Below are 24765 nucleotides of genomic sequence, written 5' to 3' on the forward strand. Positions count from 1 at the left end.
GAGAACTGCCCGGTGAGGGCACCGGTTCGGCCGGGCGCGACACGGGTCAGGACGCGAGATCCAGGCGCAGGATCAGGGCGCGGCGTCAGGACGTCCGGTGGGCGCGCATGCCGGGGATCTGCTCCTGGGCATCGGCGGAGGTGCCCGTCAGGGCCTCGATGCCGAGCTGCTCCGACCAGCGGGCCAGGTGCGGAGGGCACCCTTCGCGTTCCAGACCCGTCCGGATCTCCGCGGCGATCTGCGCGGCATCCCGTGCACCGAACAGGACGATGCCGTTCCCGGGCGCCGGCGGCCGTGGCACCGGAGGAAGTCTCCTGCCCCTGCGCGGCCCCAGGAAGGTCACCGCCAGGTCGGCGCCCCCGGTGATGTGCCAGTTCGCCCAGATCGGGGCGTGGAGGCCGCCGCGCACGGTGTCGATCCCGGAGAACACCCTGAGGGTGGTGGGGTCGAGCTCGGTGTAGCGCATCGGTCGGCGCCGGCCCAGGACGGAGCGGCCCACGACGAGACCCTTCTCGTGCAGGTCCAGGTAGGCGGACCACTGCACCGCGCACACGAACCCGGTGAACACCAGGTAGGCCACGGCCACGAGGAGGAGGGTCCCGACCTCTCCGCCGTCACCGAGGAGCACGCTCCCGAGGGACATGAGTACGAGGACGGCGGGGATGCAGCCCAGGTAGGGGAGCGCATGCGAGAGATGCACCGACGGTCGACAGCGCCGGATCCTCGAGCCGAGGGCGGAGGTCTCAGACATCGTAGGGCGGCTTCCAGGTGGGCTCCATGCCAGGGATCTGCTGTACGGCCCGGTGGTGAGGACCCTCCACGCGCTCGATCCCGAAGCGCTGTGGCCAGCGTGCCAGGTGAGGCGGGCAGCCTCCGCGCTCGAGCCCCGCTCGGATCTGCTCGGCGATCTCCACGGCGTCCCGCGAGCCGAACAGCACGATGCCCTTCCCAGGCTGGGGGCGGCGAGCCTGCGGGCCCAGCTCTGTCGCGAGATGCGGGCCCAGGAAGGTCACCGCGAGATCCGCCCCGCCGGTGAAGTGCCAGTTCGCCAGGATCTGGGACCGGTGGGGCCCCCGGACCTCGTCGATCTTGGTGAACACCCGGATCGTGGAGGGGTCGATCTCGGAGTACCACATCGGCCGCACCCTGCCGATGACGGAGCGCCCCACGACGAGTCCCCTCTCGTGCAGGTCCAGATAGGCGGACCAGTGGAATGTCGCCAGCGCCGCGATGATCGGCGGGAAGGCGACCAGCAGCAGCACGCCGAATCCCGCGAACCCCACGTCCGAGATCAGCAGGCCGCTGACGATGCAGATGATCCCCAGCGATGGTCCGCACCCCAGGAGCGGGACGGCGTGCGAGAGGTGGATCGACGGCCGGAAGCGCCGGATCCGGGGTCCGAGGGCGTAGGCAGGGTGCATCTGCTCAGAGGGCCGTGCGCGGAACCGGCGGAAGGTGCTGGGGTGCGGGCATCGTCGGCCTCCTGGGCTCGGTCCGGGGCGGAGCAGGATCCTCTGCCATGGGTGCGAGGACAGTCAACACGGGGGCGCGGCCCTGGCGCGATGGGGAGGTGTCCCCGCGAGCCGGACGTGGCCGACCGCCCGCAGGGGAGTGGTGCCGGACCAGAGCGGCGGGCGGACCCTTTCACTCCGCACGCAGGCAGGCACGGGACGACGTACCGAATGAATCGCCCCCCGGCAGGTATGTGACGTGGGAGACTCTCCGTACGTACCGCCGCTCGAGATGACGCGCCGCCGTGTGGTGCACGCCGTGCACCACACCGCGTGACGACGACGAGGAGTCGAGAACGATGTTGAATCGATTGCATGACGCGCTGCACCTGCGTACATCGCCGGTGATCTTCTTCGGATCGGCGGCGATCATCATCGCCTTCGTGATCGGGACGATCGCCTTCACCGAGCCGCTGAACGCCGCGGTGTCCGTGGCATCGGACTGGCTGCTGACGAACCTCGGCTGGTTCTACATCCTCGGCGTGACGATGTTCCTCGCGTTCCTGATCTTCATCGCCGTGGGCCGCTTCGGCCGCGTGAAGCTGGGCCCCGACGAGGAGCCGCCGGAGCATTCCGGCGCCGCCTGGTTCGCCATGCTGTTCGCCGCCGGCATCGGCTCGATCCTCATGTTCTGGGGCGTCGCCGAACCGATCAGCCATTTCGGTGACCCTCCGCGCGGCGCCTCGCTCGGTATCGAGGCCGGCTCCGTAGAAGCCGCCAAAGATGCCATGAACTTCACCTACTACCACTTCACGCTGCACACCTGGACGATCTTCACCCTCCCGGCACTGTGCTTCGCGTACTTCATCCACAAGCGCAACCTGCCGCCTCGCGTCAGCTCGATCTTCCAGCCGATCCTCGGCGAGGGCATCCACGGCCCGGTCGGCAAGGTCATCGACATCGTCGCGATCGTCGGCACCGTGTTCGGCATCGCCGTCTCCATCGGCCTGGGCACCCTGCAGATCAACGGGGGGCTCAACCAGCTGTTCGGCATGCCGGAGACCTCCGGCTGGCAGCTCATCATCATCGCCGTGGTGTGCGGTCTTGCCCTGATCTCCGTGTCTCTCGGACTCGACAAGGGCATCAAGGTCCTGTCGAACATCAACATCGTCGCCGCCGTGCTGCTGCTGCTGTTCGTGCTGGTCGCCGGGGGATCCACTCTCTTCGTGCTCAAGGGCACCTTCGAGTCCTTCGGCAGCTATATCGTGAACCTGCCCGAACTGGCCCTGTGGAACGACACCTTCGCGAACACCGGCTGGCAGAACACCTGGACGGTCTTCTACTGGGCGTGGACCATCACCTGGTCGCCGTTCGTGGGCATCTTCATCGCCCGCATCTCCAAGGGCCGCACGATCCGCCAGTTCGTCTCCGGTGTGCTCGCCGTCCCGTCCGCCTTCTCGGTGGTCTGGTTCGGGATCTTCGGCTTCTCGGCCTTCAACATCGAGCTCAACGGTGAGGGCGGCCTGGTCGATACGGTGGTCACCCAGGGGGACATCCCGGGCGCCCTGTTCGCCTTCCTCGGTCACTACCCGGCGGCGTTCTTCGTCTCCGTCGTCGCCATCATCCTGGTGATCATCTTCTTCGTGACCTCGGTGGACTCCGCCGCACTGGTCACGGATTCCATGGCCAACGGCCACGAGGACTACAACCCGCTGGGCCAGCGCATCTTCTGGGGCCTGGCGATCGGACTGATCACCGCGACGCTGCTGGTGTTCTCGGGCTCCAACGGCCTCGAGGCGCTCCAATCGACGATCATCCTCGTCGGCCTGCCGTTCTTCATCATGGGCTTCTTCCAGATGTATGCGCTGTACAGAGCCCTGCAGGAGGATGCCGGCGAGCTGCCGAAGATGCGCACCAGGAACTGGAAGCAGGTGCTGCCTCCGGAGGAGTACGAGCGTCGCGAAGACGACGAGGAGTACGACACCGACGAGGTGGTGGTCGAACCCGAGGCGGTGGACGAGGTCCCCGTCATGCGCGATCCATACGAGGACGCCGACGAGGCCGACGGCGGCACAGGTCGAGGGAGCCTGCCGGCCCGCACGGGAAGCGCCCGTGCGGAGATCCCGGGTGACGGCCCTCCGCGTTCCCGCTGACCCCACCCAGCACCGACGAGGCCCGGTGCTCCGCAGCAGCGGAGCGCCGGGCTTCGTCCGTTCCGTCCGGAGACGGTGGTGTGGCACAGGTCAGGCGGCATCCACCGGATGCGTGTCGGAGCTGCGCCGGTAGTACATCGCCAACATGGCGCCGGAGAGGTTGTGCCAGATCGAGAAGATCGCGCCGGGCAGGGCCGCGGCGGGGCTGAAGGCGCTCGCCGCGAGCGTCGCGGCCAGACCGGAGTTCTGCATGCCGACCTCGATCGAGGTGGTGCGGGCTGCGCGCTCGCCCTGCCTCAGCAGGCGGGCGAGCCAGTAGCCGGCGAGATAGCCGATCCCGTTGTGCAGCACCACGGCGAGCAGCACCAGGGCGCCGGCGGAGACGATCGCCTCGGTGGAGCCGCTGACCACGGCCACGACCACGAGGGAGATGCCCGCGACGCTGACCCAGGGCAGAGCAGGCATGATGCGGTCCACGATCCTTCCCAGCAGCAGACGGATCACGATGCCGGCGATCACGGGCACCAGCACCATCTTCACGATCGACATCGCCATGTCACCGGCGGCGATCGGCAGGTACGAGCCGGCCAGCCACAGGGTGAGCAGCGGGGTGAAGATCGGCGCGAGCAGGGTGGAGATCGAGGTCATCGTGACCGACAGCGCGGTATCGGCCTTGGAGAGGTACGTGATGACGTTCGAGCTGGTGCCGCCCGGGGCGCAGCCCACCAGGATCACGCCGACGGCGAGCTCCGGCGGGAGCTGCAGGAGCACCGAGACGCCCAGGCCCACCAGCGGCATGATCACGAACTGGGCGACGACACCGATCAGCACCGGCAGGGGGCGGCGCGCCACGAGCCCGAAGTCGGGGATCGTGAGGGTCAGGCCCATCGCGAACATGATGACGCCGAGGAAGATGCTCGTGAACGGCGCGATCGACTGGCCGGCGGCGGGCACGAAGAAGGCGAAGACGGCAGCGGCGAGGATGAGGACCGGGAAGACGGTCACCGCGATGCGCGCGGAGCGGTCCTCCTTCGTCGTCGTCGGCGTCGGCGTGCGGTCCGAGGAGGTGAGGTTCGGGGCAGGGGTGGTCATCTCCGAAGAGTACGACCGCATCCGCGATACGAGACCGTCGTCTCAGGAGTCGAACGACAGGGTTCGACCGGCAGAGTGCCGGGTCTCAGCGACGCTGGCGCGCCGGCACCGGCCAGTCGTGCACCGGCTTCCCGGAGTCCACGCCCTCCCGGTACAGCCGCGTCATCTCCGCGAGCGCCTCGGGGCGGCTCGCGCCGCGCAGCTCGAGGGAGGTGACGGTGTCGATCTGCCACCTCGCGCCGTTGCGCCCGGTGCGGGTGCGCTCGATGAGGAGGTTCCCGTAGTGCTCGGCGACGTCCGCATCGGCCCCGAGCTCCTTCAGCCCGTCCATGGCCTGCGGGATCAGCTGCTCACGGAGCAGATCGGCCACGCGCACCCGACCCACCTTCGGCCAGCGCACCCGGGCTTCGAGGCCCCAGCGGGCGCACTGCTGGAAGGACTCGTCGGCCTGCTCGAAGCTCATCCGCGACCACAGCGGGCGCCGCTCGTGCACCAGCGAGTGGAGGATCCCGTAGAAGAAGGCGGCGTTGGCGGCCATGTCCGCCGCCGTCGGCCCCGCCGGCAGGATCCGGTTCTCCAGCCGCAGGTGCGGGACGTCGGTGCCGGGATCGTAGATCGGGCGGTTCCAGCGCCACACGGTGCCGTTGTGGAGCATCAGCTCGTGCAGGCGCGGGGAGGAACCCTCGGTGAGCAGCGGCTCCTCGGCCATGTCCCGCGACTCCGGGATCAGCGCCGGGAACAGCCGCACGTTCTCCTCGAAGAGGTCGAACATCGAGGTGATCCAGCGTTCGCCGAACCACACCCGCGGGCGCACGCCCTGGGTGGCGAGCTCGGGCGGTCGGGTGTCCAGCGCCTGCACGAACGTGGGGATGCGGGTCTCGTGCCACAGCCGCTTGCCCAGCAGGAACGGCGAGTTCGCGGCGAGGGCCACCTGCGGTCCGGCGATCGCCTGCGCGGCGTTCCACGCGGCGGCGAACTGCTCGGGCGGGACCTGCAGGTGCAGCTGCATCGACGTGCAGGCGGATTCCGGGGCGATCGAGTCGAAGGTGGTGTCCAGCCCTCTGCCCTCGCCGTCGATGCGGAGGTTGATCTCCTCGCCGCGGGCCACCATGACCGAGTTCTCGAGCGCCTCGTAGCGGGCTCCCGGCGCCCGCCACTCGTCGTCCGTGAACAGCTCCTCGGTGATGGTGGGGAGGTGGCCGATCGGGATCACCCGGGCGCCGTGGCGCTGCGCGGCCGCGTCGGCGCGCTCCATCTTCTCGCCCAGCTCGGTCTCCAGATCGCGCAGGCCGGCGCCGGTGGGATGGGACACCGGAAGGTTCGCCTCGAGATTGAAGCGGCCGATCTCGTGGACGAAGTCCTCGTCGTCCAGATCCTCCAGGATCGTGTCCACCAGCAGCGCGGGCGCCATCCCGTCGGACTCGGCGAGGTTCATCTCCAGCTCGACGCCGACGGTTCCTTCGTCGACGAACTCCGCCGTGTCCAGGAAGGTCTCGAACAGGTCGAGGTTCCGACGCAGCTCCCGGCGATAGCGGGTGCGCTGGGAACGGGTGTACTCCGTGGTGCCGATCTCGCGTCCCATGGTGACCTCCGGGTGGTGACGGGGCAGGTCCGGCAATACAAGCACGCCGCAGGGCCTGCCGGGTACCACGAGCCGTGGCGCGGAACGAGTGGTCGGGACGCGGACCCCTCGGCCTCCCGGGATCAGGCGGTGAACAGGGCCACGGCGCGGATCGCGGTCTCGACCAGGCCGTAGGCGAGGGCGGCGACCACGAGCACGGCGAGCACGCCGGCGGCCGCTGTGTGGGTCGCCCCGGCCTTCGCCTGCGCCTCGGCGCCGCCGTTGCTGCTGATCGCCTCATGGGCGCCGGCGCGGTCGGCCTCCTTCTTCTGCGCCACCACGGCCTCGTCCTCGAAGTGCGAGGGCTTGACCGCACGGATCAGCAGGTTCGCGACGAAGCCGACGGCGAGGATGCCCGCCATCAGCCACATCGAGAGCTTGTACAGGTCCATCCCGGAGTGGCCGGCGGCGGCCTGCGACTCGACGATGCTGTTGACCAGCAGCGGTCCGGCGATGCCGGCGGCCGCCCAGGCCGTGAGCAGCCGGCCATGGATGGCGCCGACCTGGTAGACGCCGAACAGATCCTTCAGGTACGCGGGAACGGTGGAGAAGCCGCCGCCGTAGAAGGAGATGATCACGAGCGCCGAGAGCACGAAGATCGCGAGCGATGCGGAGCCGACGGTCGCGAGGACCACGTACAGGATGGCGCCGATGCTGAGGTACAGCGCGTAGTTGAGCTTGCGACCCAGGTAGTCCGAGGTCGTGGACCACACGAAGCGTCCGGCCATGTTCGCCAGGGACAGCAGGCCCACGAAGCCGGCTGCCGCGGCGGCGGCGATGCCGAAGCCGTCCGAGACCATCGGGGCGGCGTTCTCGAGGATGCCGATGCCGGCCGTCACGTTGGTGAACAGCACGATCCACAGCAGCCAGAACTGCGGGGTGCGGATGGCCTGCTTCGCCGAGACCGAGCCCGTTGTCTGCGCCGCCTTCGAGGTGGCGCTGCGGGGGTCGAAGCCCTTCGGCGCCCAGTCCGGGTGGGGCAGGCGGATCACATAGGCGCCCAGCGCGATCGCCAGCAGGTAGCAGCCGGCGAGCGTGAGGAAGGTGGGGGTGAGCCCCGCGACCAGGTGCGAGGGATCCACGCCGCCGCCGAACAGCGCCATCAGCTTGTTCGAGGCCGGGCTGGCGATGAGCGCGCCGCCGCCGAAGCCCATGATCGCGAGGCCGGTGGAGAGCCCGGGGCGGTCGGGGAACCACTTCATGAGGGTGGAGACCGGGGCGATGTAGCCGATGCCCAGGCCGATGCCGCCGATCACGCCGTAGCCGAGATACACCAGCCACAGCTGACCGGTCGCGATGCCGATCGCCGAGACGAGGAAGCCGAGCACCCAGAAGCCGCCGGCGGCGACCATCGCCATCCGCGGCCCCACCCGCTCCACCCAGGTGCCGGCGATGGCGGAGGAGATGCCGAGCATGGCGATGGCGAGGGAGAAGATCCAGCCGACGGCGACCTCGCCGACGCCGAAGTGACTCTGGAACGGGGTCTTGAACACGCTGAACGCATAGACCTGGCCGATGCACAGATGGATGGCGAGCGCCGCCGGCGGGATGAGCCAGCGGTTGAAGCTCGCCGGCGCGATGATCGCGCTGCGGTCGAGGACGGACATGAGGCCTCCGGGGAGAGAAGGGATGCACGGGCTGCTCCGGTGAGGCCCATCGGGTGAGAATAGGTTTCCCGTCCGTCCCGGCCCAAGCTCCTCGCGCCGGTGTCGCGACGCAGATCGATCGCGGCATGCGCACAACTCCTCCCCGGATCCTGCCCGCCGCCCCCGCACGAATCGGCCCTGACGTGCATAGGGTCCGGTTCATGAGTCGTGCCAGCGGGGACAGCGGGGACAGCAGCCGAGAATCGAGCCGGGCCTCGGGCCGGGCCTTCACCCCGCTCGAGGAGCGGCTCGACGCGTGGGCCCACCGGCGGTCGCAGGCTCTTGCGGCGGATGCGGGCCCGTGGCGTCGGGGGCTCCTCGAGTTCGCCGTGTTCACCGCGAAGCAGGCGTGGGCGTGCGTGTTCGGCGCCGTGATGCTCGTGCTCCTGGTGCTGGCGCGCCTGGTCTACCCCGACGATGCCCTGCTGGTGCGCAGCGACGCCCTGGTGCTCGCCGCCCTCACGGTGCAGGCGCTGATGCTCGCCCTCCGGCTCGAGGGCGGCAGGGAGCTGTGGGTGATCGTGATGTTCCATGTCGTCGGCACGGTCATGGAGATCTTCAAGACCCACATGGGCTCCTGGGCGTACGAGACCGACGGGCTGCTGCGGATCGGGGGAGTGCCGCTCTACACGGGGTTCATGTACGCCGCCGTGGGCTCCTACATGGTGCGCGTGTTCCGCCTGTTCGACCTGCGCTTCACCCGGTACCCGCCGATCTGGGCGACCGCGCTGGTGGCCGCCGCGATCTACGCGAACTTCTTCACCCACCACTACCTGCCGGACGTGCGCTGGGTGCTGGTGGGGGCCGTCGTGCTGCTCTATGCGCGCTGCGTGATGAGCTTCCGCAACCAGCGCACCGGCCCGCGTCGGCGCATGCCGATCCTGGTCGCCTTCGTCGGTGTCGCGTTCTTCCTGTGGATCGCGGAGAACGTGGGCACCTGGGCGGGCGCCTGGATCTACCCGCACCAGTCCGCCCAGTGGCATCTGGTGCCGCCGACGAAGTTCGTGGCCTGGCTGCTGCTGATGATGATCTCGGTGGTGCTGGTGACTCTCGTGCACAGGCCGCGGCCGCCGACTGACTGAGCCCGTCGGCGGAGCCTGCACCTGCGGGACCTCACCGACGACCGGAGTGACCGGTCGTCAGCTCGACAAGTCGTCGGCCCGTCCGTCCGTCCGCTTGACGGTGGGCGCGGAGGGTCTCCGTCGGCTCTCGCGGCGGGCGGCCACGGCCGCGACGAGCGTCACCGCGGACAGCGCGACGAGCACGATCCCGGGATGCCACCAGGCCTGCGCCGTCCACAGACCGAGCGCCGAGGTGGCCAGCGGGACCACACCGCCCACCGTGGCGGCCACCGCATAGGCGAGCGACAGCGCCGAATAGCTGAAGCGTCCCGGGAACAGGTCGCTCATCAGGCCGCCGAGCGCCGCCCACGACATGGTGGGCAGGATCCCGCCCACCACCATCAGCGTCACCAGCCCGCCGAAGCTCGCCGACTGCAGCAGGAAGTACAGCGGGAAGGCGATCAGGGCCGTGCCCAGGGCGCCGGCGCCCACCACCAGCGCGGAGCTGGTGCGCGCGGCGAGCGCCCCGAACACGGGGATGGTGAGCAGCTGCAGGAGCGCGCCGATGGTCGCGGCGCTGAGAAGCTGCAGGGACGGGTAGCCGAGCACCACCGAGCCGTAGTTCATCGTGTACGTGTTCATCAGCGCGTAGGAGCCGATGCCCAGCTGGGCGGCGCCGATCGCGATCAGCAGCGCCCACGGGCGGGTGCGGAGCATGGCGAGCGCCGGTCGGCGGGCCCGGTCCCCGGCCTGCTCGAGGCGGGCGAAGACCGGGGTCTCGTCGATCGCGCGCCGCAGGTAGAGCGAGACCAGCAGCAGCGGCAGCGCGAGGAAGAACGGCACCCGCCAGCCCCAGTCCGCCATGGCCTGCTCGGGCAGGGTCAGTGTGAGCACGATGAACACCGCCGCCGAGAGGATCGAGCCGACGGGCGAGCCCAGCTGCGGGATCGCCGCGTAGAACGCCCGCTTCAGGGGATGGGCGTGCTCGGTGGCCAGCAGCACGGAGCCTCCCCATTCGCCGCCCAGCGAGATGCCCTGCACGAGACGCAGCACCACCAGACCGATCGCCCCCAGCCACCCGGCCTGCGCATAGGAGGGCAGCATGCCGATCAGCGCGGTCGCCACGCCCATCAGACCCACGGTCCACAGCAGCGTGGTGCGTCGGCCCAGCCGGTCGCCCATGTGCCCGAACACCAGGGCGCCCACGGGGCGGATCACGAAGGAGACGGCGATGGTGCTGAAGGACGCGAGCGAGGCGCCGGCCGCCCCGAGGGGTTCGAAGAACAGCGGGCCGACGAAGAACGCGGAGAAGTACGCGAAGAGGTAGAAGTCGAACTGCTCGAGCGAGGTGCCGACCATGGACGCCCAGGCGACACGTCTCGGCGTGCGGGTGCTCGTGGGCGTGGCCTGGTGAGGGGTGGACTCCGTGGCGGAGGAGGTCATGAGGGCTCGCTTCCTGAGGTCTGCGGCGCCTCGGCGGCCGGGGATCAGACGTCGTCCGTGCTGTCGGCCGGGATGTCGTCGGCGGAGAGCGTGAGCGTCCGCGAGGTGCCGTCCGCGCAGGTGACCACAGCCGTGATCGGTATGTCCAGCTCGGAGGTGTCGGCTGTGGGCCACCAGGCGGAGAAGGCGCCGTTGTCCACGGATGCCTCGACGTCGCCGACCGAGGTTCTCAGGGTCACCGCGACCACGTCGGCCCCGGCGGCTCCGGACACGGCGAGCTGCTGAGCGGTGTCGTCGTCGTCCTGCGCGGCGGGGTCGATCTGGCTGAGCAGCATCCCCTCGGGGACGAGGCCGTCGGCCGGGATCTGGGCGCGCTCCTCGCCGGGTCCGCTGGTGAGGACCGTGGTGGAGGGGTCGTCCTCCCCGATCGCCAGGCAGGTGAACGTGTCCCCGGCGCTGTCGAGCCCGACCACCATCAGGGTGATGCCGCGCCGTTCGGCGACCAGCACCTCCTCGATGGCCGTCCTGGTCCCCGTACCCGCGCAGGCCTGGGGGACGGGGGATCCGGGGTCCTGGACCTCCGGAGCGGGTGACCAGGATGCCGAGGCCGGCTCGGCACCGGAACCACCGAGGAGAGCCGAGATGAGCAGAGCCGCCGCCAGGAACACGAGCGACACGATCAGCAGGGGGCGGCGCGCCCGACGACGGGGGCCGGTCGGGCCGGTCGGGCCGGGCGGGTCGCTCGGCGTGGCGCCCAGGGGCGACGCGCTCGACGGTGGAGTGCCCAGCGCTGGTGCGCCCGGAGCTGGCGTGTTCGGAGGAGGGGTGCTCACTGGTGGGGCACCGTCATCTCTGTCGTGCGGGTCGAGCCATCGGTCAGGGTGAGCACGGCGGTGACGGGGTGGTCCAGCTCGTACTCGTCCTCCGTGGGCCACCAGGCGGCGAACCAGCCGCCGGACACGGTCGCCTCGGTGTCGCCGGCCGCCGTCTGCAGCGTCACGGCGGTCACCAGGTCGCCGACCTCCCCGGCGACGACATGCTGCGACGGGGTCTCCGGGGCATCCACCGAGGTCGGATCCGTCTGCAGCAGCGCGTCGCTGCGCACCATCGCACCGTCCGCCGGGATCGTGGCGGCGGCGTCATAGGGAGTGGTGACGGTGATCGCCGTCCATTCGTCGTCGATCTGTGTGGCCAGGCAGGCGAGGGTGTCGCTGTTCTCGTCCGTGCGGACGCTCAGGGTGGCGAGGCCGCGCTGTTCGCCGACGAGCTCGGCCCCCGAGTGCTCGGGCGGCGGGGCGCAGGGGCTGAGGGACATGCTCGCCGCAGTCCGCTTCCCGGGGCTTGCCGTCCAGCTCTCCGCGGCGGTGGCGGGGGCGCGGAGGGCCATGACGCAGACCGTGACCACGAGAACGGTGACGACCACGGCGGCCAGGATCAGGAGCGTCCTCGGGGTGCGCGAGGAAGAGTATTCGGTCGCAGTGGTGTCATCGCTGGCCATGGGCGGATTCTGTCATGGACGGTCGGGTTCGGGAAGACGCTCGGGGTCGTGGTGCCGCGACAGTTAAAGTCACCCGTTCCGTGACCCCGATCACACGATCGCGTCACATCGTGCACTTCTGGTCACGGTGAGCCTAATGTCTCGTCACCAGTAAAGGTGCTCGCGACTTTAACAGGAGGTGTCGTCCCCATGAGCTCTCGGACAGACCTCGCCGTCTCGACGGTCATCTTCGCCCTGCGCCCTCACCCCACCACCCGTCGGCTGGCCCTGTGGCTCCCGCTCGTGCGACGCATCCGAGATCCCCACCAGGGACTCTGGGCGCTCCCGGGCGGTCCGCTGGCGCCGGACGAGGGGCTCGCCGCGTCGGCCGCGAGGAACCTGCGCGAGACCACCCGGCTCACCCCGCAGTACCTCGAGCAGCTCTACGCCTTCGGCGGGCTGGACCGGTCGGATTCGGCCGACGAGCGCACCGTCTCGGTCGTCTACTGGGCGCTCGTGCGGCCCGAGGAGGCCGACGCCGGCGAGGCGGGCGTGAACGTGCGCTGGTTCGTGGCCGACGAGGTCCCCGAGCTCGCCTTCGATCACTCGCTCATCGTCGAGTACGCCCTGTGGCGCCTGCGCAACAAGGTCGAGTACTCCCGCATCGCCGCCGCGTTCCTCGGGGAGGCCTTCACCCTCGCCGAGCTGCGCGGAGTCCACGAGGCCGTGCTGCAGCGCACCCTCGACCCCGCGAACTTCCGCCGCCAGATGGAGTCCTCCGGACGCCTGGTGGCCACCGATGCCTATCGCACCGGTGGCCGCCATCGCCCCGCCCGCCTCTACCGGCACGACCAGTCCATCCACCTCGCCGACAACGGCCCGCTCACCGGTCTCTGACCGGCCACACCCCACGGAGGGCACGACATGACCACCACCGATACCCCTGTCACGGCAGCCACCGCTTCCTCGGCCCCCACCGCGTCGGTCGACCTGACCCTGCGAGACATCTCCAGCGGCGCGGCCTCCGGCAGCAGCTGCTCCACCGAGCTGCTCGACGCCCCCTGGGACGTCGACGCCCGCGACCCCGGCTACGGCCCCGGCGCCTCGATGGCCGATCCGATCCCCGCCGCATCCCCGCGCCAGGGCGAGATCCCGCAGGAGTACCGCGACGCGAGCACCGAGGAGCTGGACCGCCGGATCCGCGCCGCGAAGGCGGAGCTCGGGGACCGTGCAGTGGTGCTCGGGCACTTCTACCAGCGCGACGAGGTCATCCAGTACGCCGACTACGTGGGCGACTCCTTCCAGCTCGCGACCGCCGCGAAGGCCCGCACCGACGCCGAGGCGATCATCTTCTGCGGCGTGCACTTCATGGCCGAGACCGCCGATCTGCTCTCCGGGCCCGAGCAGGCCGTGATCCTGCCCAACCTCGCCGCCGGCTGCTCGATGGCGGACATGGCGGACATCGACCAGGTCGAGGAGTGCTGGGAGCAGCTGATGGAGGTCTACGGGGGCGAGGTGCCCGGCGACGACGGCCGCCTGCCGGTCATCCCCGTGACCTACATGAACTCCTCCGCGGACATCAAGGGCTTCGTGGGCCGCCACGGCGGCATCGTGTGCACCTCCTCGAACGCCTCGACCGTGCTCGAGTGGGCCTTCGAGCGCGGGCAGCGGGTGCTGTTCTTCCCCGACCAGCACCTGGGCCGCAACACCGCCAAGGCCATGGGGATCTCCCTGGACGAGATGCCCATGTGGAACCCGCGCCGGCCGCTGGGCGGGAACGACGAGCAGGCCCTCCATGACGCCAAGGTGGTGCTGTGGCACGGCTTCTGCTCGGTCCACAAGCGTTTCACCACCGCCCAGATCGACAAGGCCCGCGCCGAGCACCCCGGTGTGCGCGTGATCGTGCACCCCGAATGCCCCATGCCCGTGGTCGATGCGGCGGACGAAGCCGGCTCCACCGACTACATCCGCAAGGCCATCGAGGGCGCCACCGAACCCACCACCTTCGCGATCGGCACCGAGATCAACCTGGTCCAGCGCCTCGCCGCCCAGCACCCGCAGCACACGATCTTCTGCCTGGATCCCGTGGTGTGCCCCTGCTCGACGATGTACCGCATCCACCCCGGCTACCTCGCCTGGGCCCTCGAATCGCTCCTGGACGGCGAGGTCATCAACCAGATCTCCGTGAGCCAGGACGTCGCCGATCCCGCACGCCTCGCGCTCGAGCGCATGCTCGCCGCGAAGCCGGCCCCGGTCGGGGCTGCTCCCGAGCGTGCCACCTCGGAGCGCACCACCTCGGAGCGCTGAGCATGGGCGCGCACGACGAGCAGCCCACGGATCGGCAGCTCGCCGGTCTGATGCACGCCGATCTGCTGGTCATCGGCTCCGGGATCGCCGGGCTCACGGCGGCGCTGCACGCCGCCCGGTCGGTGGACGTCCTCCTGGTGACCAAGGCGGAGCTCGCCGAGGGCTCCACCCGTTACGCCCAGGGCGGCATCGCCGGGGCGGTCGACCCCTCCGACACCGTCGCCGAGCATGAACAGGACACCCTGGCCGCCGGGGCCGGCCTGTGCGATGCGGAGGCAGTTCGGGTGCTGTGCGACGAGGGCCCGGCCGCGATCGCGCACCTCATCGACCGCGGAGTCGCTTTCGATCGCGCTGGTGTCCGTGAGTCCGCTGGTGGCCTCGACGTCGCTGGTGATCTCGAGCCTGCTGACGGTCTCGGGTCCGGGATCGGGGCGGGCCGGAGTCCGTATGCGCTGGGCCTCGAGGGGGCCCATTCCCGCCCCCGGATCCTCCGCGCCGGAGGCGATGCCACCGGCCGGGCGATCGAGGAGGTGTTGGTGGACGCCGTGCACGACCGCGCCACGGAGAGCTCCAGCAGCACGACGGGCGGTTCCCTCGCCCTGCGCGAGCACATGACGCTGGTGGATCTGCTGGTCGACGGTGGCCGTGTGGTCGGCGCCGAGCTGATGGCGGCCGACGGGACCCGGCTCGCGGTGCGGGCCCCGGCCACGCTCCTGGCCACGGGCGGCGCCGGGCAGCTCTTCTCCCACACCACGAACCCCGCCGTCTCCACCGGGGACGGGATCGCCGCCGCCTGGCGGGCCGGCGCCGCGGTCGAGGACCTCGAGTTCTACCAGTTCCACCCCACCGCGCTCGCAGCCCCCGGCTCCTTCCTCATCTCCGAGGCCGTGCGCGGGGAGGGCGCCGTGCTGCGCGACGAGCACGGTCGGCGCTTCCTGCCCGCTCTCGACCCCCGCGCCGAGCTTGCCCCGCGCGACGTCGTGGCCCGCGCGATCGCCCAGGTCATGGCCGCCCAGGACGGCAGGCCCGTATTCCTGGATGCGACCAGCATCGGTGCGGATCAGCTCCGGGAACGGTTCCCCACCATCGACGCCGCCGTGCGCGGAGCCGGAGTCGACTGGGGCAGCGAGCCGGTGCCCGTGACCCCGGCCGCCCATTACTGGATGGGCGGGATCCGCACCGATCTCGACGGGCGCACCACGCTCCCCGGGCTCCTCGCCGCGGGGGAGTGCGCCCGCACCGGCGTGCACGGGGCTAACCGCCTCGCCTCGAATTCCCTCCTCGAGGGCGCCGTGTTCGGAGCCCGTGCCGGCGCGACGGCCGTGGAGCAGGTCCGCGCCACGGCCTCCGCTGCTCTCCCTGTCGCTGCTGCTGCTCTCCCTGTCGCAGCTGCCGCTCTCCCCGTCACGGGTACCGCCCTCCCCATCGCACCCAGGGGCGCTGGGTGTGCGGCCTCGCCGTATACAGCGCTGCCTGCGCACCATGCGCCAGTGGATGCGGCTGTCCCCGCCGGATCCGACCCCAGACCCGGCCCCAGCCCCGCCCCCGGTCCCGGGGCTTCGGAACGGTGGACCCGCGCCGAGCTGCAGGAGCTGCTGTGGAGCCATGCCGGTCTGCTGCGCACGGGCGAGCAGCTCGACGCGGCCGCGGCGCTGCTCGCCTCCTGGGGGGATCCGGACCCCGCCTCGTGCACCACGGTGGCCGAGCTCGAGGACCGCAATCTCCTCCACCTCGCCCGACTGCTCATCGCGCACGCCCTGGCCAGGCCGGGGTCCGTCGGCGCCCACCACCGGCTCGACGATCCCCGTCATCTCGCCACCCAGGGACCTGCCGATAATCAGGGCCATGCCGAGGCCCGTGGTCGCACGGACGCTCATGAGCTCGTCGGTGCCCCCACCTCTGCCCTCTCCGCCGATTCCGAGCCCGCCCAGGAGGCCCTCGCATGCTGACCACCACCCAGATCGATACCGTCGTCGCCGCAGCTCTCCTCGAGGACGCCCCGTGGGGAGACCTCACCGGCCAGGTGTTCCTCCCCGCCGATGCCACCGCGACCGCGCAGCTCACCGCCCGTGAGGCCGGCGTGCTCTCCGGGATCGACGTGTTCGCCGCCGCCTTCCGCCTCACCGACACCGCCGTCGAGGTGACCGGGCACGTGGCGGACGGTGAGCGCTTCGCCGCCGGCGACGTGCTCGCGACCGTCGTCGGCCCGGCGCGTGCGGTCGTGCAGGCCGAGCGCATCGCCTTGAACTTCACCCAGCGCATGACCGGGATCGCCACGCTGACGAGGAAGTTCGTCGACGCTGTAGAAGGCACCGGGGTGCGCATCACCGACACTCGCAAGACCACGCCCGGCCTGCGTGCGATCGAACGCCACGCGGTGCGCAGCGGCGGGGGAGTGAACCACCGGTTCTCGCTCTCGGATGCCGTGATGGCGAAGGACAACCACCTCGCGATCCTGCAGCAGCAGGGCCTGGACCTCACCGAGTCGATCCGCCACGCCCGCGCCCAGCTCGGCCACACCACCCGGCTCGAGGTCGAGGTGGACAGGATCGACCAGATCGAGCCCGTGATCGCCGGCGGCGTCGACATCATCATGCTCGACAACTTCTCCCTCGCGGACCTCGCCCGCGGGGTGGAGATCGTGGCCGGTCGCGCGATCGTCGAGGCCAGCGGCACCGTCACCCTCGACACCGTCGCCGACATCGCCCGCACCGGCGTGGACGTCATCTCCTCCGGCGCGCTCACCCACTCGGTGCGGAACCTCGACCTCGGTCTGGACAGCACGCTGGCCGCCGCGAACTGATCCCGGCGTATCGCTCGACCCCACGCCCGACAGGAGGATCCGGACATGCTCTATCTCGACACCGCCGCCACGACCCCGGTGCGCCGCGAGGCCCTCGAAGCCGCCTGGCCGTACCTCACCGGCACCTTCGGCAACCCGTCCAGCCACCACACCGTGGGGGAGGCCGCCGCACGGGGGCTCGAGGACGCGCGCCGACGGGTCGCCGCCGTGCTCGGCGCCCGGCGCAGCGACATCGTGTTCACCGCCAGCGGCACCGAGGCCGCGAACCTCGCCATCAGGGGGCTCGCCCTCGCCACACCTCGCGGGAAACACCTGGTCACCGCGCCCACCGAACATGAGGCGGTGCTCGAGAGCATCAGCTTCCTGCAGCGGGTGCACGGCTTCGAGGTCTCCTTCGTGGACGTCGGGGCCGACGGGATCGTCACCCCCGAGGCCCTGCGTGCCGTGCTGCGCGCGGACACCACCCTGGTCTCCCTCGCCCTGGCGAACAACGAGATCGGCGCGATCGCCGACATCCCCGCTCTCGCCGCTGCGGCCCACGAGACCGGGGCGCTCCTGCACACCGATGCGGTGCAGGCCGCTGGCTGGGTCGACCTCCGCGACCTCGGCGCGGACGCGCTGACGATCTCCGGGCACAAGCTCGGCGCCCCCAAGGGCATCGGCGTCGCAGCGATCCGGGGACGCCTGCCGCTGGAGCCGCTCGTCCACGGCGGCGGGCAGGAGAACGGCCGGCGCTCCGGCACCGAGAACGTGGCCTTCGCCGTCGCACTCGCCGTCGCCCTGGAGCTGTCCGAGGCAGAGCGGGCGCAGAAGGTCGCGCGGATCGGCCCGCTGCGGGACGCCTTCCTCGCCCGGGTGCTCACCGCCCGCGAGGGGGTGCTGCTGACCGGACCTCCCGCGGCGGAGACCGGGCCCGATGGGCGCTCCGCGCGACTGCCCGCCCATGCCTCCTTCTGCGTTCCTGGGCTCAGCGGCGAATCGGTGCTGCTGGACCTCGAGGAGCGCGGCGTGGTCGCCTCGAGCGGTTCTGCCTGCGCGGCCGGCAGCGATGAGCCCTCCCACGTGCTCACCGCCCTCGGCATCTCGCGGGAGGTCGCCCAGACAGCGGTGCGGTTCACCCTCGGAGCCGAGGTGTCCGCCGCGCAGCTCGACGCGGCGGCACTCGCCGTCGAGGAGGTTCTGGCCGCGACGTGATCGGCGATAGAGCGATCGGCCGTGCCGTCGCGGGCACGTCGGCATCCACGGTCGTTTCGAGGACGGGCCCGGTCATCAGGCGAGCTCCTGGCCAGCACGGTCACCACCACCCGTACCGATAGCGGTACCGCGCGAGCCAGAGCGTGCACGGCTGGGTCGAGCCTCGGCGCACCCCATGGCAGGTGGGCATCGGGTCGGGATACTCGGGGTCGCATCTCAGCGCAGTCCCGTCGGGGTCGAACGCGATGGGCACCACCAGGAACTCGGAGCGCAGATCGAAGGCGTTCATGAACAGTCCGCAATCGCAGCCTGCGCCCTTGGAGCGCAGCCTCCGCAGCAGCGCTGTGGCGTTCGGGGCTCGCAGATCGCGGTAGCGCCGGGTCCAGCGCGACCCGGTGCACCCGAAGGCGAGCATCCGGAAGACGTAGCACTGGAGGCATTCGCCGTCGGCCGGATCGGTCAGGGTCGCGGCCAGGAGGCGCAGGTACTCCTCGGCCTCGTCGAGGGGAGTCGATGACATGGATCCAGTCGACCACCACCACACGCCCGGGCAGGGGCGCCCGCCCGCGGATGTGGACACTGACGCGGTGGGGAGGACGGGTGCGAACCTGCCTCGCGGCAGTCTTCTCGGCACTCTGTGAAACGTTCCGGCCTCCGTGTGTCCCTCCCCGTAGACTCCTCATGTGACTGATCTGAGCTCTTCGAACCCCGCCGACCCCTCCGCCGCGAACAACGCCACGGACAGCGCCGCGAACAGCGCCGTCACCCGGGCCGTGATCCTTGCCCGCGGGCTCGGCACGCGCATGCGCAAGGCTGACGACGCCGCCCAGCTCGACGAGAAGCAGGCCGCTGTGGCCGCGAGCGGCGTCAAGGCCCTGATCGACGTCGGCCGCCCCTTCCTCGACTACGTCATCTCCGTGCTCGCCGACGTGGGCGTCACCGAGATCTGCCTGGTCATCGGCCCGGAGCATGACGTCCTGCGCGAGTACGCCGCCGCCAGCAGCGGCGGCCGCGTCACCGTGACCACCGCCGTGCAGACCGAACCTCTGGGCACCGGGGACGCCGTCGCCGCGGCCCGCGACTTCGCCGGCTCCGAGCGCGTCATCGTGCTGAACTCCGACAACTACTACCCGCGCGAGGCCCTGGCCGCGCTCGCCGCAGCCCCCGGCAGCGCCCTCGTCGGCTTCGACCGCGAAGCGCTCGTGACCGGGTCGAACATCCCCTCGGACCGCATCCGTTCCTTCGCTCTCGTCGCCACCGATGAGACCGGCGCTCTGCGTGACATCGTCGAGAAGCCCGACGAGGCCACCCTCGCCGCCTACGGCGAGCAGGCCCCCGTCTCGATGAACGCCTGGCTGTTCACCCCCGCGATCTTCGACGCCTGCGCCCGCATCGAACCCTCCGCGCGCGGGGAGCTCGAGGTCATCGACGCCGTGCGCCTGCTGGTCGCCGAGGGCGAGGCGTTCACCGTGGTCCCCGCCGCCGTGGGCGTGCTGGACATGTCCTCGCGCGGCGATGTCGCCGCCGTGCAGGGCGCTCTCGCCGGGATCGAGGTGCGCCTGTGAGCGACGTGCTCGCCGCGCTCACCGCAGGGATCCGGACCGAGCCCCTCGACGACTCCTCCGCCGATGCATCCGGGGCCGCGGCACGCTGGTTCGTGCCCGGCCGCATCGAGGTGCTCGGCAAGCACACCGACTACGCCGGCGGGCGCTCCCTGCTCGCCGCGGTCGACGTGGGCCACACGATCACCGCGACCCCGCGCGAGGACCGCGTGCTGGAGGTGCGCTCTGAGGGCGCCGACGGTCCCGTGCGCATCGACCTCGGCGAAGACGCACGCTCCGCCGCTCAGCGCGAGGTCCAGGCCGACGGGCACTGGGGCGGCTACGTGCGCACCGTCGCCGATCGGCTCGAGAAGAACTTCCCCGGTCAGCTCCGCGGAGCGGACGTCACCGTGACCTCCACCCTGCCGCTCGCGGCCGGGATGTCCAGCTCCTCGGCGCTCGTCGTCGGCCTGGCGCTCGCCCTGATCGACCTCTCCGGGATCGCCGCGGACCCCGCCTTCACCCGCGAGATCACCACCACCGAGCAGCTCGGCGAGTACTTCGGGACCATTGAGAACGGGCAGAGCTTCGGCACCCTCGCCGGCGACCGCGGCGTCGGCACCTTCGGTGGCAGCGGGGACCACACCGCGATGCTGTGCGGCCAGCGGGACGCCCTGGTCCAGTACTCCTTCTGCCCCGTGCGCCACGAACGCACCATCGACCTCGGCCCCGAGCTGACCTTCGTGGTCGCCGTGAGCGGCGTCGAGGCCGAGAAGACCGGCTCCGCCCGGGACCACTACAACCGCGTCTCCCTCGCCGTCGCCGAGATCCTGCGCCGCTGGCGTGAGGACACCGGCCGCGCCGACGCCTCGCTCGCCGACGCCGTGGCCAGCGGGCCCGCCACCGCGCAGCGTCTGCGCGCACTCGTCGCCGACGACGACTACCTCGCCGGCCGCTTCGAACAGTTCCTCACCGAGTCCGAGCGGATCATCCCCGCCGCGTCGGTCGCGCTCGAGGACGGCGACCTCGCCGAGTTCGGGCGCCTGGTCGACGAATCCCAGGCCGGCGCCGAGGACGGACTGCGCAACCAGGTTCCCGAGACCGTGTCGCTGCAGCGCCTCGCCCGCGGGCTCGGAGCGCAGGCCGCGAGCGCCTTCGGAGCCGGCTTCGGGGGCAGCGTCTGGGCGCTGGTCCCGACTAACGACGCGCAGGACTTCGCCGTCCGCTGGCTCGACGCCTACCGGGCGGAGCATCCCGAGCGTGCCCGGGCCGCGACCTCCCTGGCCAGACCCGGCGGCGCGGCCCGACGTCTGGCCGGCTGAGCACGTCCGTCGGCGGCCGTGGAACATTGCTGCGGGGCGGCGGCTGACTGTGTGCTGCCGGCCGTCGGAGGTACGCCCAGCGCGGATCGGCGCCCGACGAGGGTCCGCGCTCGGCGCGCTGTGCCACGATGACGGGGTGAGTACTCCGATGCCCTCCTCCCTGCCCTGGCCCACCGAGGCCCCCGCGATTCCGCTGCTGACGGCACGCCCTGTCCTGGACCGGATCTCCTCGCTGGCCCGCACCCATGAACAGGACGTCACCCTCGTTCCGGGCCTCGCCGTGAACGAGGAGGAGATCGCCGCAGATCCGCCGCCCGCCCTCGAGCAGATCCTCGACGAGCTCAGCGGCATCGAGCTGCGCGGCATCCCGGTGCTGAACCTGGTGATCGAGGACCGCACCGACGTGGGCCCGTACACGCTGCTGGGGGCGGCCACCACCTTCTACCCGCTGTACGAGACGCCCGAGGCGGCCGTGGTCCTCACAATCGACGACGACGGTGCCCCGGGCGTCGTCTACGGCATCGGGGAGGACCTGGCCCTGCGCCTGGCCGCCCCCGATCTCATCGCCTACCTGGAGCGCTTCGCCGACGCCCTCGACGCCACGCTGAACGCCCTGGCGCTGCGCGGCGACGAGTCCGACCCCAAGGGCGTGGCCCGCACGGAGGCCGCCCAGGAGCTCATCGACCTGTACCTCTTCACCGCGCTCGTCGGGGAGGACGAGGAGGAGGACGAGGCCGACGGGACGGCTCACGCAGCGGCGGAGGGCCCTGCCGTCAAGGACGTCACCGGCGAGGGTGTCTCCGTGCCCCTGCAGGATCCCGCTGCCTCCGAGATCAGCGGACTGCCCGAGGGTGCGCTCCTGGTGGCCGACCTGCGCGATGCCCCTCTGGGGGCCCATGTGGACCTAATCGACGCGGAGGTGCCCGGCGATCCGCTGGACCTCCGCGTCGCCTGGCGCGAGCACGGCCGCCTCATCACCCTCCACACCAGCTGACCCTGTCTCCCGTCGGGCCGACCCCCGATCTGACTCCGGCTCCGGTCGGGCCCCGATCGAGCCGTGCATTCCTTGCGTTAACCGCGTCGCAAACGCACGGAACGCACGGATGGATCGGCCACACGAAGGAAGGAGTTCGACCATGGCCTGGGTGACTCGTCGTCAACGACTCTGGCGCGCGGTGCAGGGCATCATCATCGGGCTGGCGATCGGCCTGGCGGGGCTGGCGCTCAGCCTCGGCCAGGTAGATCTCGGTGCGGTGCACATCCCCCGGAGCCCTGTGCTGGGCGGGGCACTCGCCGTCGCAGGCGTCCTGATCACGGTGTCGAACGTGATGGCCGCTCGGCGTGCCCGACGGCCTGCGCCGACGAGCTGAGCTGGAGGCCAGTTCCCGACCTCACCCGATCTTGCCGCTGGGCATCGAGCCGTGCATTCCTTGCGTTATCCGCGTCGCAAACGCACGGAACGCACGGATCGTCGGGCGGTGACAGCCTGGCTGCCAGGCCGGGGCTTCAGACCCCGACCGGAACGTCAGCCCCGTCGGCGGCTGGAGGCCGTGATCAGCGCGGCGAGCAGGGTCAGAGCGGCGCCGGCGACGGTCGTGACGGTGAGGTGCCCGGGTGCGGCGACGGCGTCGATCACCACCGAGCCCACGATCTGGCCGGCGATGGTCGTCATCGCGAGGGTCAGCACCCCGAGCGGGCCCGCGAGATAGGCGGCCATCGCGATGAACACGATGCCGATCGGCCCGCCGAGGTAGAGCAGCGGGTTCGTCGGCAGCGCCGCGGGCGGCCCTGCGATCAGCAGGTGCACGAGCGCCACCACGGCCAGCGCCGCAGTGCCCACCACGAAGTTGCCGAGCGTGGCGACCAGGAAATGGCCGCTGTGCTGGGTGACGCGGCCGTTGATCGCCTGCTGCAGCCCCATCGCCACGCCGGCGACCATCGGCAGCGCGAGCAGGAACCACGGTGCCTGGGAGCTGAACCCGCCGGACATCGCGAGCACCACCGAGACCACCATGAGGCTCGCCCCGATCACCCGCAGCGGGGTCAGGTGGCGGATGCCTCCGGGACCGAGGCCCACCCGATCCACGACCAGCCCGGTGACAGTCTGCCCGGCGACCACGCAGACGATGAACAGCGCCACCCCGAGCAGCGCGACCGAGAACGACTGCCCCAGCACGTAGACCGCGCCGCCGAGACCGCCGATCGCGAGGTACCAGGGGAAGGCGCCGCTGCGCAGCTCCCGCCAGAACCGGCCGGTGGTCCGGCGCAGCCACGGCATGACCGCGAGGAGCAGCAGCAGGATCACGAGCCCGGTGCCGAAGGAGATGAGGGCGGCGGCGAACCCGTCGTCCAGCTCGGAGGCCAGGTCGGAGTTGATGCGGGACTGGATCGCGCCCATCATCCCGCAGACCACAGCGGCGGGGACGGCCCACAGGGGAGCGGGCCGATGGACGGCGCGAGGAGCGCTGTCGCCGGAGGCGTCGACGTGCGGCGAAGGGGAGGCGTTCGGGGCGGTTCCGGTCACGAGGGGACACTGTACGGGCGGCGAGAGGGCGGGCGCCCGTCGGCCCGTCGGGGCGGCGCGCGCCCTGGGTGCTCGCCGACGACCAGATGCTCCGGGTGCGCGATGGACGGTTCGCCGCAGAGGCTCCGGGACGGGGCCTCGCGGAGGACACGGACAGGTCTACCCTGGAAGTCCGACCGCCTCGATCCTGAGGCGCCCTGACCAGGAGCAGCGCCATGACCTCGTCCAGCACGGACACCCCCGCACCGGTTCTCGTCCTCGTCCCCGGCGCGGCAGGGGCTCCGGCCGACGGTAGCGACCCGTTCCACATCGCCGACGCCACCGCGCCGCAGCTGTCGATCACCGACCTGGTGGTCACCCGCGGCGACGGCATCTTCGAGACCATCGGTGCCTTCGACGGCACGCCGATCAACGTCGGCCCCCACCTCGCGCGGCTGGCCCGCAGCGCCTCCCTGCTGGGGCTGCCCGCGCCGGACCAGGAGGCCATCGCGGCCGCGGTCGACGCGTCGATCGAGGCCCACGCCGACGTCCCCGAGCTGACCATCCGCGTCATGTACACCCGCGGCATCGAGGGCAACGGCGTCCCCACCTGCTGGATCGACGCCCATGTCTCCGACGACTGGGCGCCGTACCGCGCCGGGATCCGCGTGGCGACCCTGGACCGCGGCCTGGCGACGACCGTCTTCGAGGAGAGCCCGTGGCTGCTGCAGGGCGCGAAGACCCTCAGCTACGCGGTGAACATGGCGGCCGTGCGCGAGGCGAAGAGCCGCGGGGCGCAGGACGCCCTGTTCGTCGCGACCGACGGGTACGTGCTCGAGGGGCCGACGTCCACGCTGCTGGTGCGACGCGGCGACGCCTACCTCACCACTCCCGTGAGCGCCGGTGTGCTCCCCGGAACCTGTGTGGGCTCGCTGTTCGAGGCGCTGCAGAAGGAGGGCCATGAGGCGCGCGAGCAGCTCATGAGCGTCGAGGACGTCGCCACCTCCGACGGTGCCTGGCTGCTCTCCTCGACCCGTCTCGCCGCCCCGATCACCCATCTCGATGACGTCGAGCTGCCGGTCGACCCCGAGCTCACCGCCCACTTCGAAGCGATCCTCACCGGCAGGGTCTGATCGTCGGCGGTCCTCGCC

22 protein-coding genes are annotated in these 24765 nt (G+C 71.2%); 12 read left to right on the forward strand and 10 right to left on the reverse strand.

Annotated elements, in window-relative coordinates; all coding sequences use genetic code 11:
* Nucleotides 1–85 precede the first annotated feature (85 nt).
* Both ABD093_RS11510 and ABD093_RS11515 read right to left on the reverse strand, forming a co-directional pair.
* On the reverse strand, nucleotides 86–751 hold the full coding sequence (locus ABD093_RS11510; protein ID WP_193116566.1) for a hypothetical protein: 666 nt from the start codon (nucleotides 749–751) through the stop codon (nucleotides 86–88).
* Nucleotides 744–1421 carry a hypothetical protein gene (locus tag ABD093_RS11515; RefSeq protein ID WP_193116567.1) on the reverse strand — a complete coding sequence of 226 codons (678 nt, stop codon included), beginning with the start codon at nucleotides 1419–1421 and terminating at the stop codon, nucleotides 744–746. Before ABD093_RS11515 ends, ABD093_RS11510 begins: the two co-directional genes overlap by 8 nt.
* Nucleotides 1422–1810: 389 nt before the next feature.
* Here ABD093_RS11515 and ABD093_RS11520 point away from each other — a divergent pair, with 389 nt between their 5' ends.
* Nucleotides 1811–3604 carry a BCCT family transporter gene (locus ABD093_RS11520; RefSeq protein WP_193116568.1) on the forward strand — a complete coding sequence of 598 codons (1794 nt, stop codon included), beginning with the start codon at nucleotides 1811–1813 and terminating at the stop codon, nucleotides 3602–3604.
* A gap of 90 nt (nucleotides 3605–3694) precedes the next feature.
* Here ABD093_RS11520 and ABD093_RS11525 read toward each other — a convergent pair whose 3' ends face one another.
* The 3 genes from ABD093_RS11525 to ABD093_RS11535 form a co-directional block, all read right to left on the reverse strand.
* Nucleotides 3695–4696, reverse strand: coding sequence for a bile acid:sodium symporter family protein (locus ABD093_RS11525; RefSeq protein WP_193116569.1), 1002 nt, complete (start codon nucleotides 4694–4696; stop codon nucleotides 3695–3697).
* Between the two features lie 85 nt (nucleotides 4697–4781).
* Entirely contained in the window at nucleotides 4782–6278 is a 1497-nt protein-coding gene (locus ABD093_RS11530; protein ID WP_343924578.1) for a glutamate-cysteine ligase family protein, read from the reverse strand.
* A 122-nt stretch (nucleotides 6279–6400) separates the two neighbouring features.
* The gene (locus tag ABD093_RS11535; RefSeq protein WP_343924580.1) at nucleotides 6401–7924 is read right to left on the reverse strand and encodes an OFA family MFS transporter; all 1524 of its coding nucleotides are present in this window, start codon (nucleotides 7922–7924) and stop codon (nucleotides 6401–6403) included.
* A 200-nt stretch (nucleotides 7925–8124) separates the two neighbouring features.
* Here ABD093_RS11535 and ABD093_RS11540 point away from each other — a divergent pair, with 200 nt between their 5' ends.
* On the forward strand, nucleotides 8125–9045 hold the full coding sequence (locus ABD093_RS11540) for a DUF817 domain-containing protein (RefSeq protein ID WP_343924582.1): 921 nt from the start codon (nucleotides 8125–8127) through the stop codon (nucleotides 9043–9045).
* A 57-nt stretch (nucleotides 9046–9102) separates the two neighbouring features.
* Here the strand turns inward: ABD093_RS11540 and ABD093_RS11545 are convergent, their stop codons facing one another.
* Genes ABD093_RS11545 through ABD093_RS11555 form a run of 3 tightly spaced genes read right to left on the reverse strand, consistent with a single transcriptional unit; the run spans nucleotide 9103 to nucleotide 11965 of the window.
* Complete coding sequence (locus tag ABD093_RS11545; protein WP_343924584.1) at nucleotides 9103–10467, reverse strand: MFS transporter; 1365 nt, start codon at nucleotides 10465–10467, stop codon at nucleotides 9103–9105.
* 44 nt (nucleotides 10468–10511) lie between these two features.
* Nucleotides 10512–11300 (reverse strand): hypothetical protein, encoded by a 789-nt coding sequence (locus ABD093_RS11550; RefSeq protein ID WP_193116573.1) that lies wholly within the window; start codon nucleotides 11298–11300, stop codon nucleotides 10512–10514.
* Nucleotides 11297–11965: a hypothetical protein gene (locus tag ABD093_RS11555; protein WP_343924587.1), complete on the reverse strand. Its 669-nt coding sequence runs from the start codon at nucleotides 11963–11965 to the stop codon at nucleotides 11297–11299. The genes ABD093_RS11550 and ABD093_RS11555 overlap by 4 nt, the downstream gene beginning before the upstream one ends.
* Nucleotides 11966–12154: 189 nt before the next feature.
* Here ABD093_RS11555 and ABD093_RS11560 point away from each other — a divergent pair, with 189 nt between their 5' ends.
* Genes ABD093_RS11560 through ABD093_RS11580 form a run of 5 tightly spaced genes read left to right on the forward strand, consistent with a single transcriptional unit; the run spans nucleotide 12155 to nucleotide 18248 of the window.
* Nucleotides 12155–12841, forward strand: coding sequence for an NUDIX hydrolase (locus tag ABD093_RS11560; protein WP_193116575.1), 687 nt, complete (start codon nucleotides 12155–12157; stop codon nucleotides 12839–12841).
* A 27-nt stretch (nucleotides 12842–12868) separates the two neighbouring features.
* Nucleotides 12869–14251: a quinolinate synthase NadA gene (gene nadA, locus ABD093_RS11565; protein WP_193116576.1), complete on the forward strand. Its 1383-nt coding sequence runs from the start codon at nucleotides 12869–12871 to the stop codon at nucleotides 14249–14251.
* Nucleotides 14252–14253: 2 nt separating this feature from the next.
* On the forward strand, nucleotides 14254–16200 hold the full coding sequence (gene nadB, locus ABD093_RS11570; protein WP_343924590.1) for an L-aspartate oxidase: 1947 nt from the start codon (nucleotides 14254–14256) through the stop codon (nucleotides 16198–16200).
* On the forward strand, nucleotides 16194–17054 hold the full coding sequence (gene nadC / locus ABD093_RS11575) for a carboxylating nicotinate-nucleotide diphosphorylase (protein ID WP_193116577.1): 861 nt from the start codon (nucleotides 16194–16196) through the stop codon (nucleotides 17052–17054). The genes nadB and nadC overlap by 7 nt, the downstream gene beginning before the upstream one ends.
* A gap of 45 nt (nucleotides 17055–17099) precedes the next feature.
* The gene (locus tag ABD093_RS11580; protein WP_193116578.1) at nucleotides 17100–18248 is read left to right on the forward strand and encodes a cysteine desulfurase family protein; all 1149 of its coding nucleotides are present in this window, start codon (nucleotides 17100–17102) and stop codon (nucleotides 18246–18248) included.
* Nucleotides 18249–18348: 100 nt separating this feature from the next.
* Here the strand turns inward: ABD093_RS11580 and ABD093_RS11585 are convergent, their stop codons facing one another.
* The gene (locus ABD093_RS11585) at nucleotides 18349–18768 is read right to left on the reverse strand and encodes a DUF2695 domain-containing protein (RefSeq protein WP_193116579.1); all 420 of its coding nucleotides are present in this window, start codon (nucleotides 18766–18768) and stop codon (nucleotides 18349–18351) included.
* A 163-nt stretch (nucleotides 18769–18931) separates the two neighbouring features.
* Here ABD093_RS11585 and ABD093_RS11590 point away from each other — a divergent pair, with 163 nt between their 5' ends.
* The 4 genes from ABD093_RS11590 to ABD093_RS11605 all read left to right on the forward strand — a co-directional run bounded on the left by ABD093_RS11590 (nucleotide 18932) and on the right by ABD093_RS11605 (nucleotide 22481).
* On the forward strand, nucleotides 18932–19813 hold the full coding sequence (locus ABD093_RS11590; protein WP_319021510.1) for a nucleotidyltransferase family protein: 882 nt from the start codon (nucleotides 18932–18934) through the stop codon (nucleotides 19811–19813).
* On the forward strand, nucleotides 19810–21111 hold the full coding sequence (locus ABD093_RS11595; RefSeq protein WP_319021511.1) for a GHMP family kinase ATP-binding protein: 1302 nt from the start codon (nucleotides 19810–19812) through the stop codon (nucleotides 21109–21111). The genes ABD093_RS11590 and ABD093_RS11595 overlap by 4 nt, the downstream gene beginning before the upstream one ends.
* Nucleotides 21112–21247: 136 nt before the next feature.
* Entirely contained in the window at nucleotides 21248–22105 is an 858-nt protein-coding gene (locus ABD093_RS11600; protein WP_319021512.1) for a hypothetical protein, read from the forward strand.
* Nucleotides 22106–22247: 142 nt separating this feature from the next.
* Nucleotides 22248–22481 (forward strand): hypothetical protein, encoded by a 234-nt coding sequence (locus ABD093_RS11605; RefSeq protein ID WP_193116580.1) that lies wholly within the window; start codon nucleotides 22248–22250, stop codon nucleotides 22479–22481.
* A gap of 155 nt (nucleotides 22482–22636) precedes the next feature.
* Here the strand turns inward: ABD093_RS11605 and ABD093_RS11610 are convergent, their stop codons facing one another.
* Nucleotides 22637–23635 (reverse strand): DMT family transporter, encoded by a 999-nt coding sequence (locus tag ABD093_RS11610; RefSeq protein WP_319021513.1) that lies wholly within the window; start codon nucleotides 23633–23635, stop codon nucleotides 22637–22639.
* A 215-nt stretch (nucleotides 23636–23850) separates the two neighbouring features.
* On the opposite strand from ABD093_RS11610, the gene ABD093_RS11615 reads away from it, so the two are divergent.
* Nucleotides 23851–24747, forward strand: a complete 897-nt coding sequence (locus ABD093_RS11615; protein WP_343924594.1) for an aminodeoxychorismate lyase — start codon at nucleotides 23851–23853, stop codon at nucleotides 24745–24747.
* The last annotated feature ends 18 nt before the right edge of the window (nucleotides 24748–24765 follow it).

Source organism: Brachybacterium tyrofermentans (assembly GCF_039526165.1).
GTDB classification, from domain to species: domain Bacteria; phylum Actinomycetota; class Actinomycetes; order Actinomycetales; family Dermabacteraceae; genus Brachybacterium; species Brachybacterium tyrofermentans.

Excerpts from the sequence above, each read along its gene's own strand:
- ABD093_RS11510 (WP_193116566.1), bottom strand. The coding sequence starts at position 751 with ATGTCTGAGACCTCCGCCCTCGGCTCGAGGATCCGGCGCTGTCGACCG.
- ABD093_RS11515 (WP_193116567.1), bottom strand. The coding sequence starts at position 1,421 with ATGCACCCTGCCTACGCCCTCGGACCCCGGATCCGGCGCTTCCGGCCG.
- ABD093_RS11520 (WP_193116568.1), top strand. The coding sequence starts at position 1,811 with ATGTTGAATCGATTGCATGACGCGCTGCACCTGCGTACATCGCCGGTG.
- ABD093_RS11525 (WP_193116569.1), bottom strand. The coding sequence starts at position 4,696 with ATGACCACCCCTGCCCCGAACCTCACCTCCTCGGACCGCACGCCGACG.
- ABD093_RS11530 (WP_343924578.1), bottom strand. The coding sequence starts at position 6,278 with ATGGGACGCGAGATCGGCACCACGGAGTACACCCGTTCCCAGCGCACC.
- ABD093_RS11535 (WP_343924580.1), bottom strand. The coding sequence starts at position 7,924 with ATGTCCGTCCTCGACCGCAGCGCGATCATCGCGCCGGCGAGCTTCAAC.
- ABD093_RS11540 (WP_343924582.1), top strand. The coding sequence starts at position 8,125 with ATGAGTCGTGCCAGCGGGGACAGCGGGGACAGCAGCCGAGAATCGAGC.
- ABD093_RS11545 (WP_343924584.1), bottom strand. The coding sequence starts at position 10,467 with ATGACCTCCTCCGCCACGGAGTCCACCCCTCACCAGGCCACGCCCACG.
- ABD093_RS11555 (WP_343924587.1), bottom strand. The coding sequence starts at position 11,965 with ATGGCCAGCGATGACACCACTGCGACCGAATACTCTTCCTCGCGCACC.
- ABD093_RS11560 (WP_193116575.1), top strand. The coding sequence starts at position 12,155 with ATGAGCTCTCGGACAGACCTCGCCGTCTCGACGGTCATCTTCGCCCTG.
- nadA (WP_193116576.1), top strand. The coding sequence starts at position 12,869 with ATGACCACCACCGATACCCCTGTCACGGCAGCCACCGCTTCCTCGGCC.
- nadB (WP_343924590.1), top strand. The coding sequence starts at position 14,254 with ATGGGCGCGCACGACGAGCAGCCCACGGATCGGCAGCTCGCCGGTCTG.
- nadC (WP_193116577.1), top strand. The coding sequence starts at position 16,194 with ATGCTGACCACCACCCAGATCGATACCGTCGTCGCCGCAGCTCTCCTC.
- ABD093_RS11580 (WP_193116578.1), top strand. The coding sequence starts at position 17,100 with ATGCTCTATCTCGACACCGCCGCCACGACCCCGGTGCGCCGCGAGGCC.
- ABD093_RS11585 (WP_193116579.1), bottom strand. The coding sequence starts at position 18,768 with ATGTCATCGACTCCCCTCGACGAGGCCGAGGAGTACCTGCGCCTCCTG.
- ABD093_RS11605 (WP_193116580.1), top strand. The coding sequence starts at position 22,248 with ATGGCCTGGGTGACTCGTCGTCAACGACTCTGGCGCGCGGTGCAGGGC.
- ABD093_RS11615 (WP_343924594.1), top strand. The coding sequence starts at position 23,851 with ATGACCTCGTCCAGCACGGACACCCCCGCACCGGTTCTCGTCCTCGTC.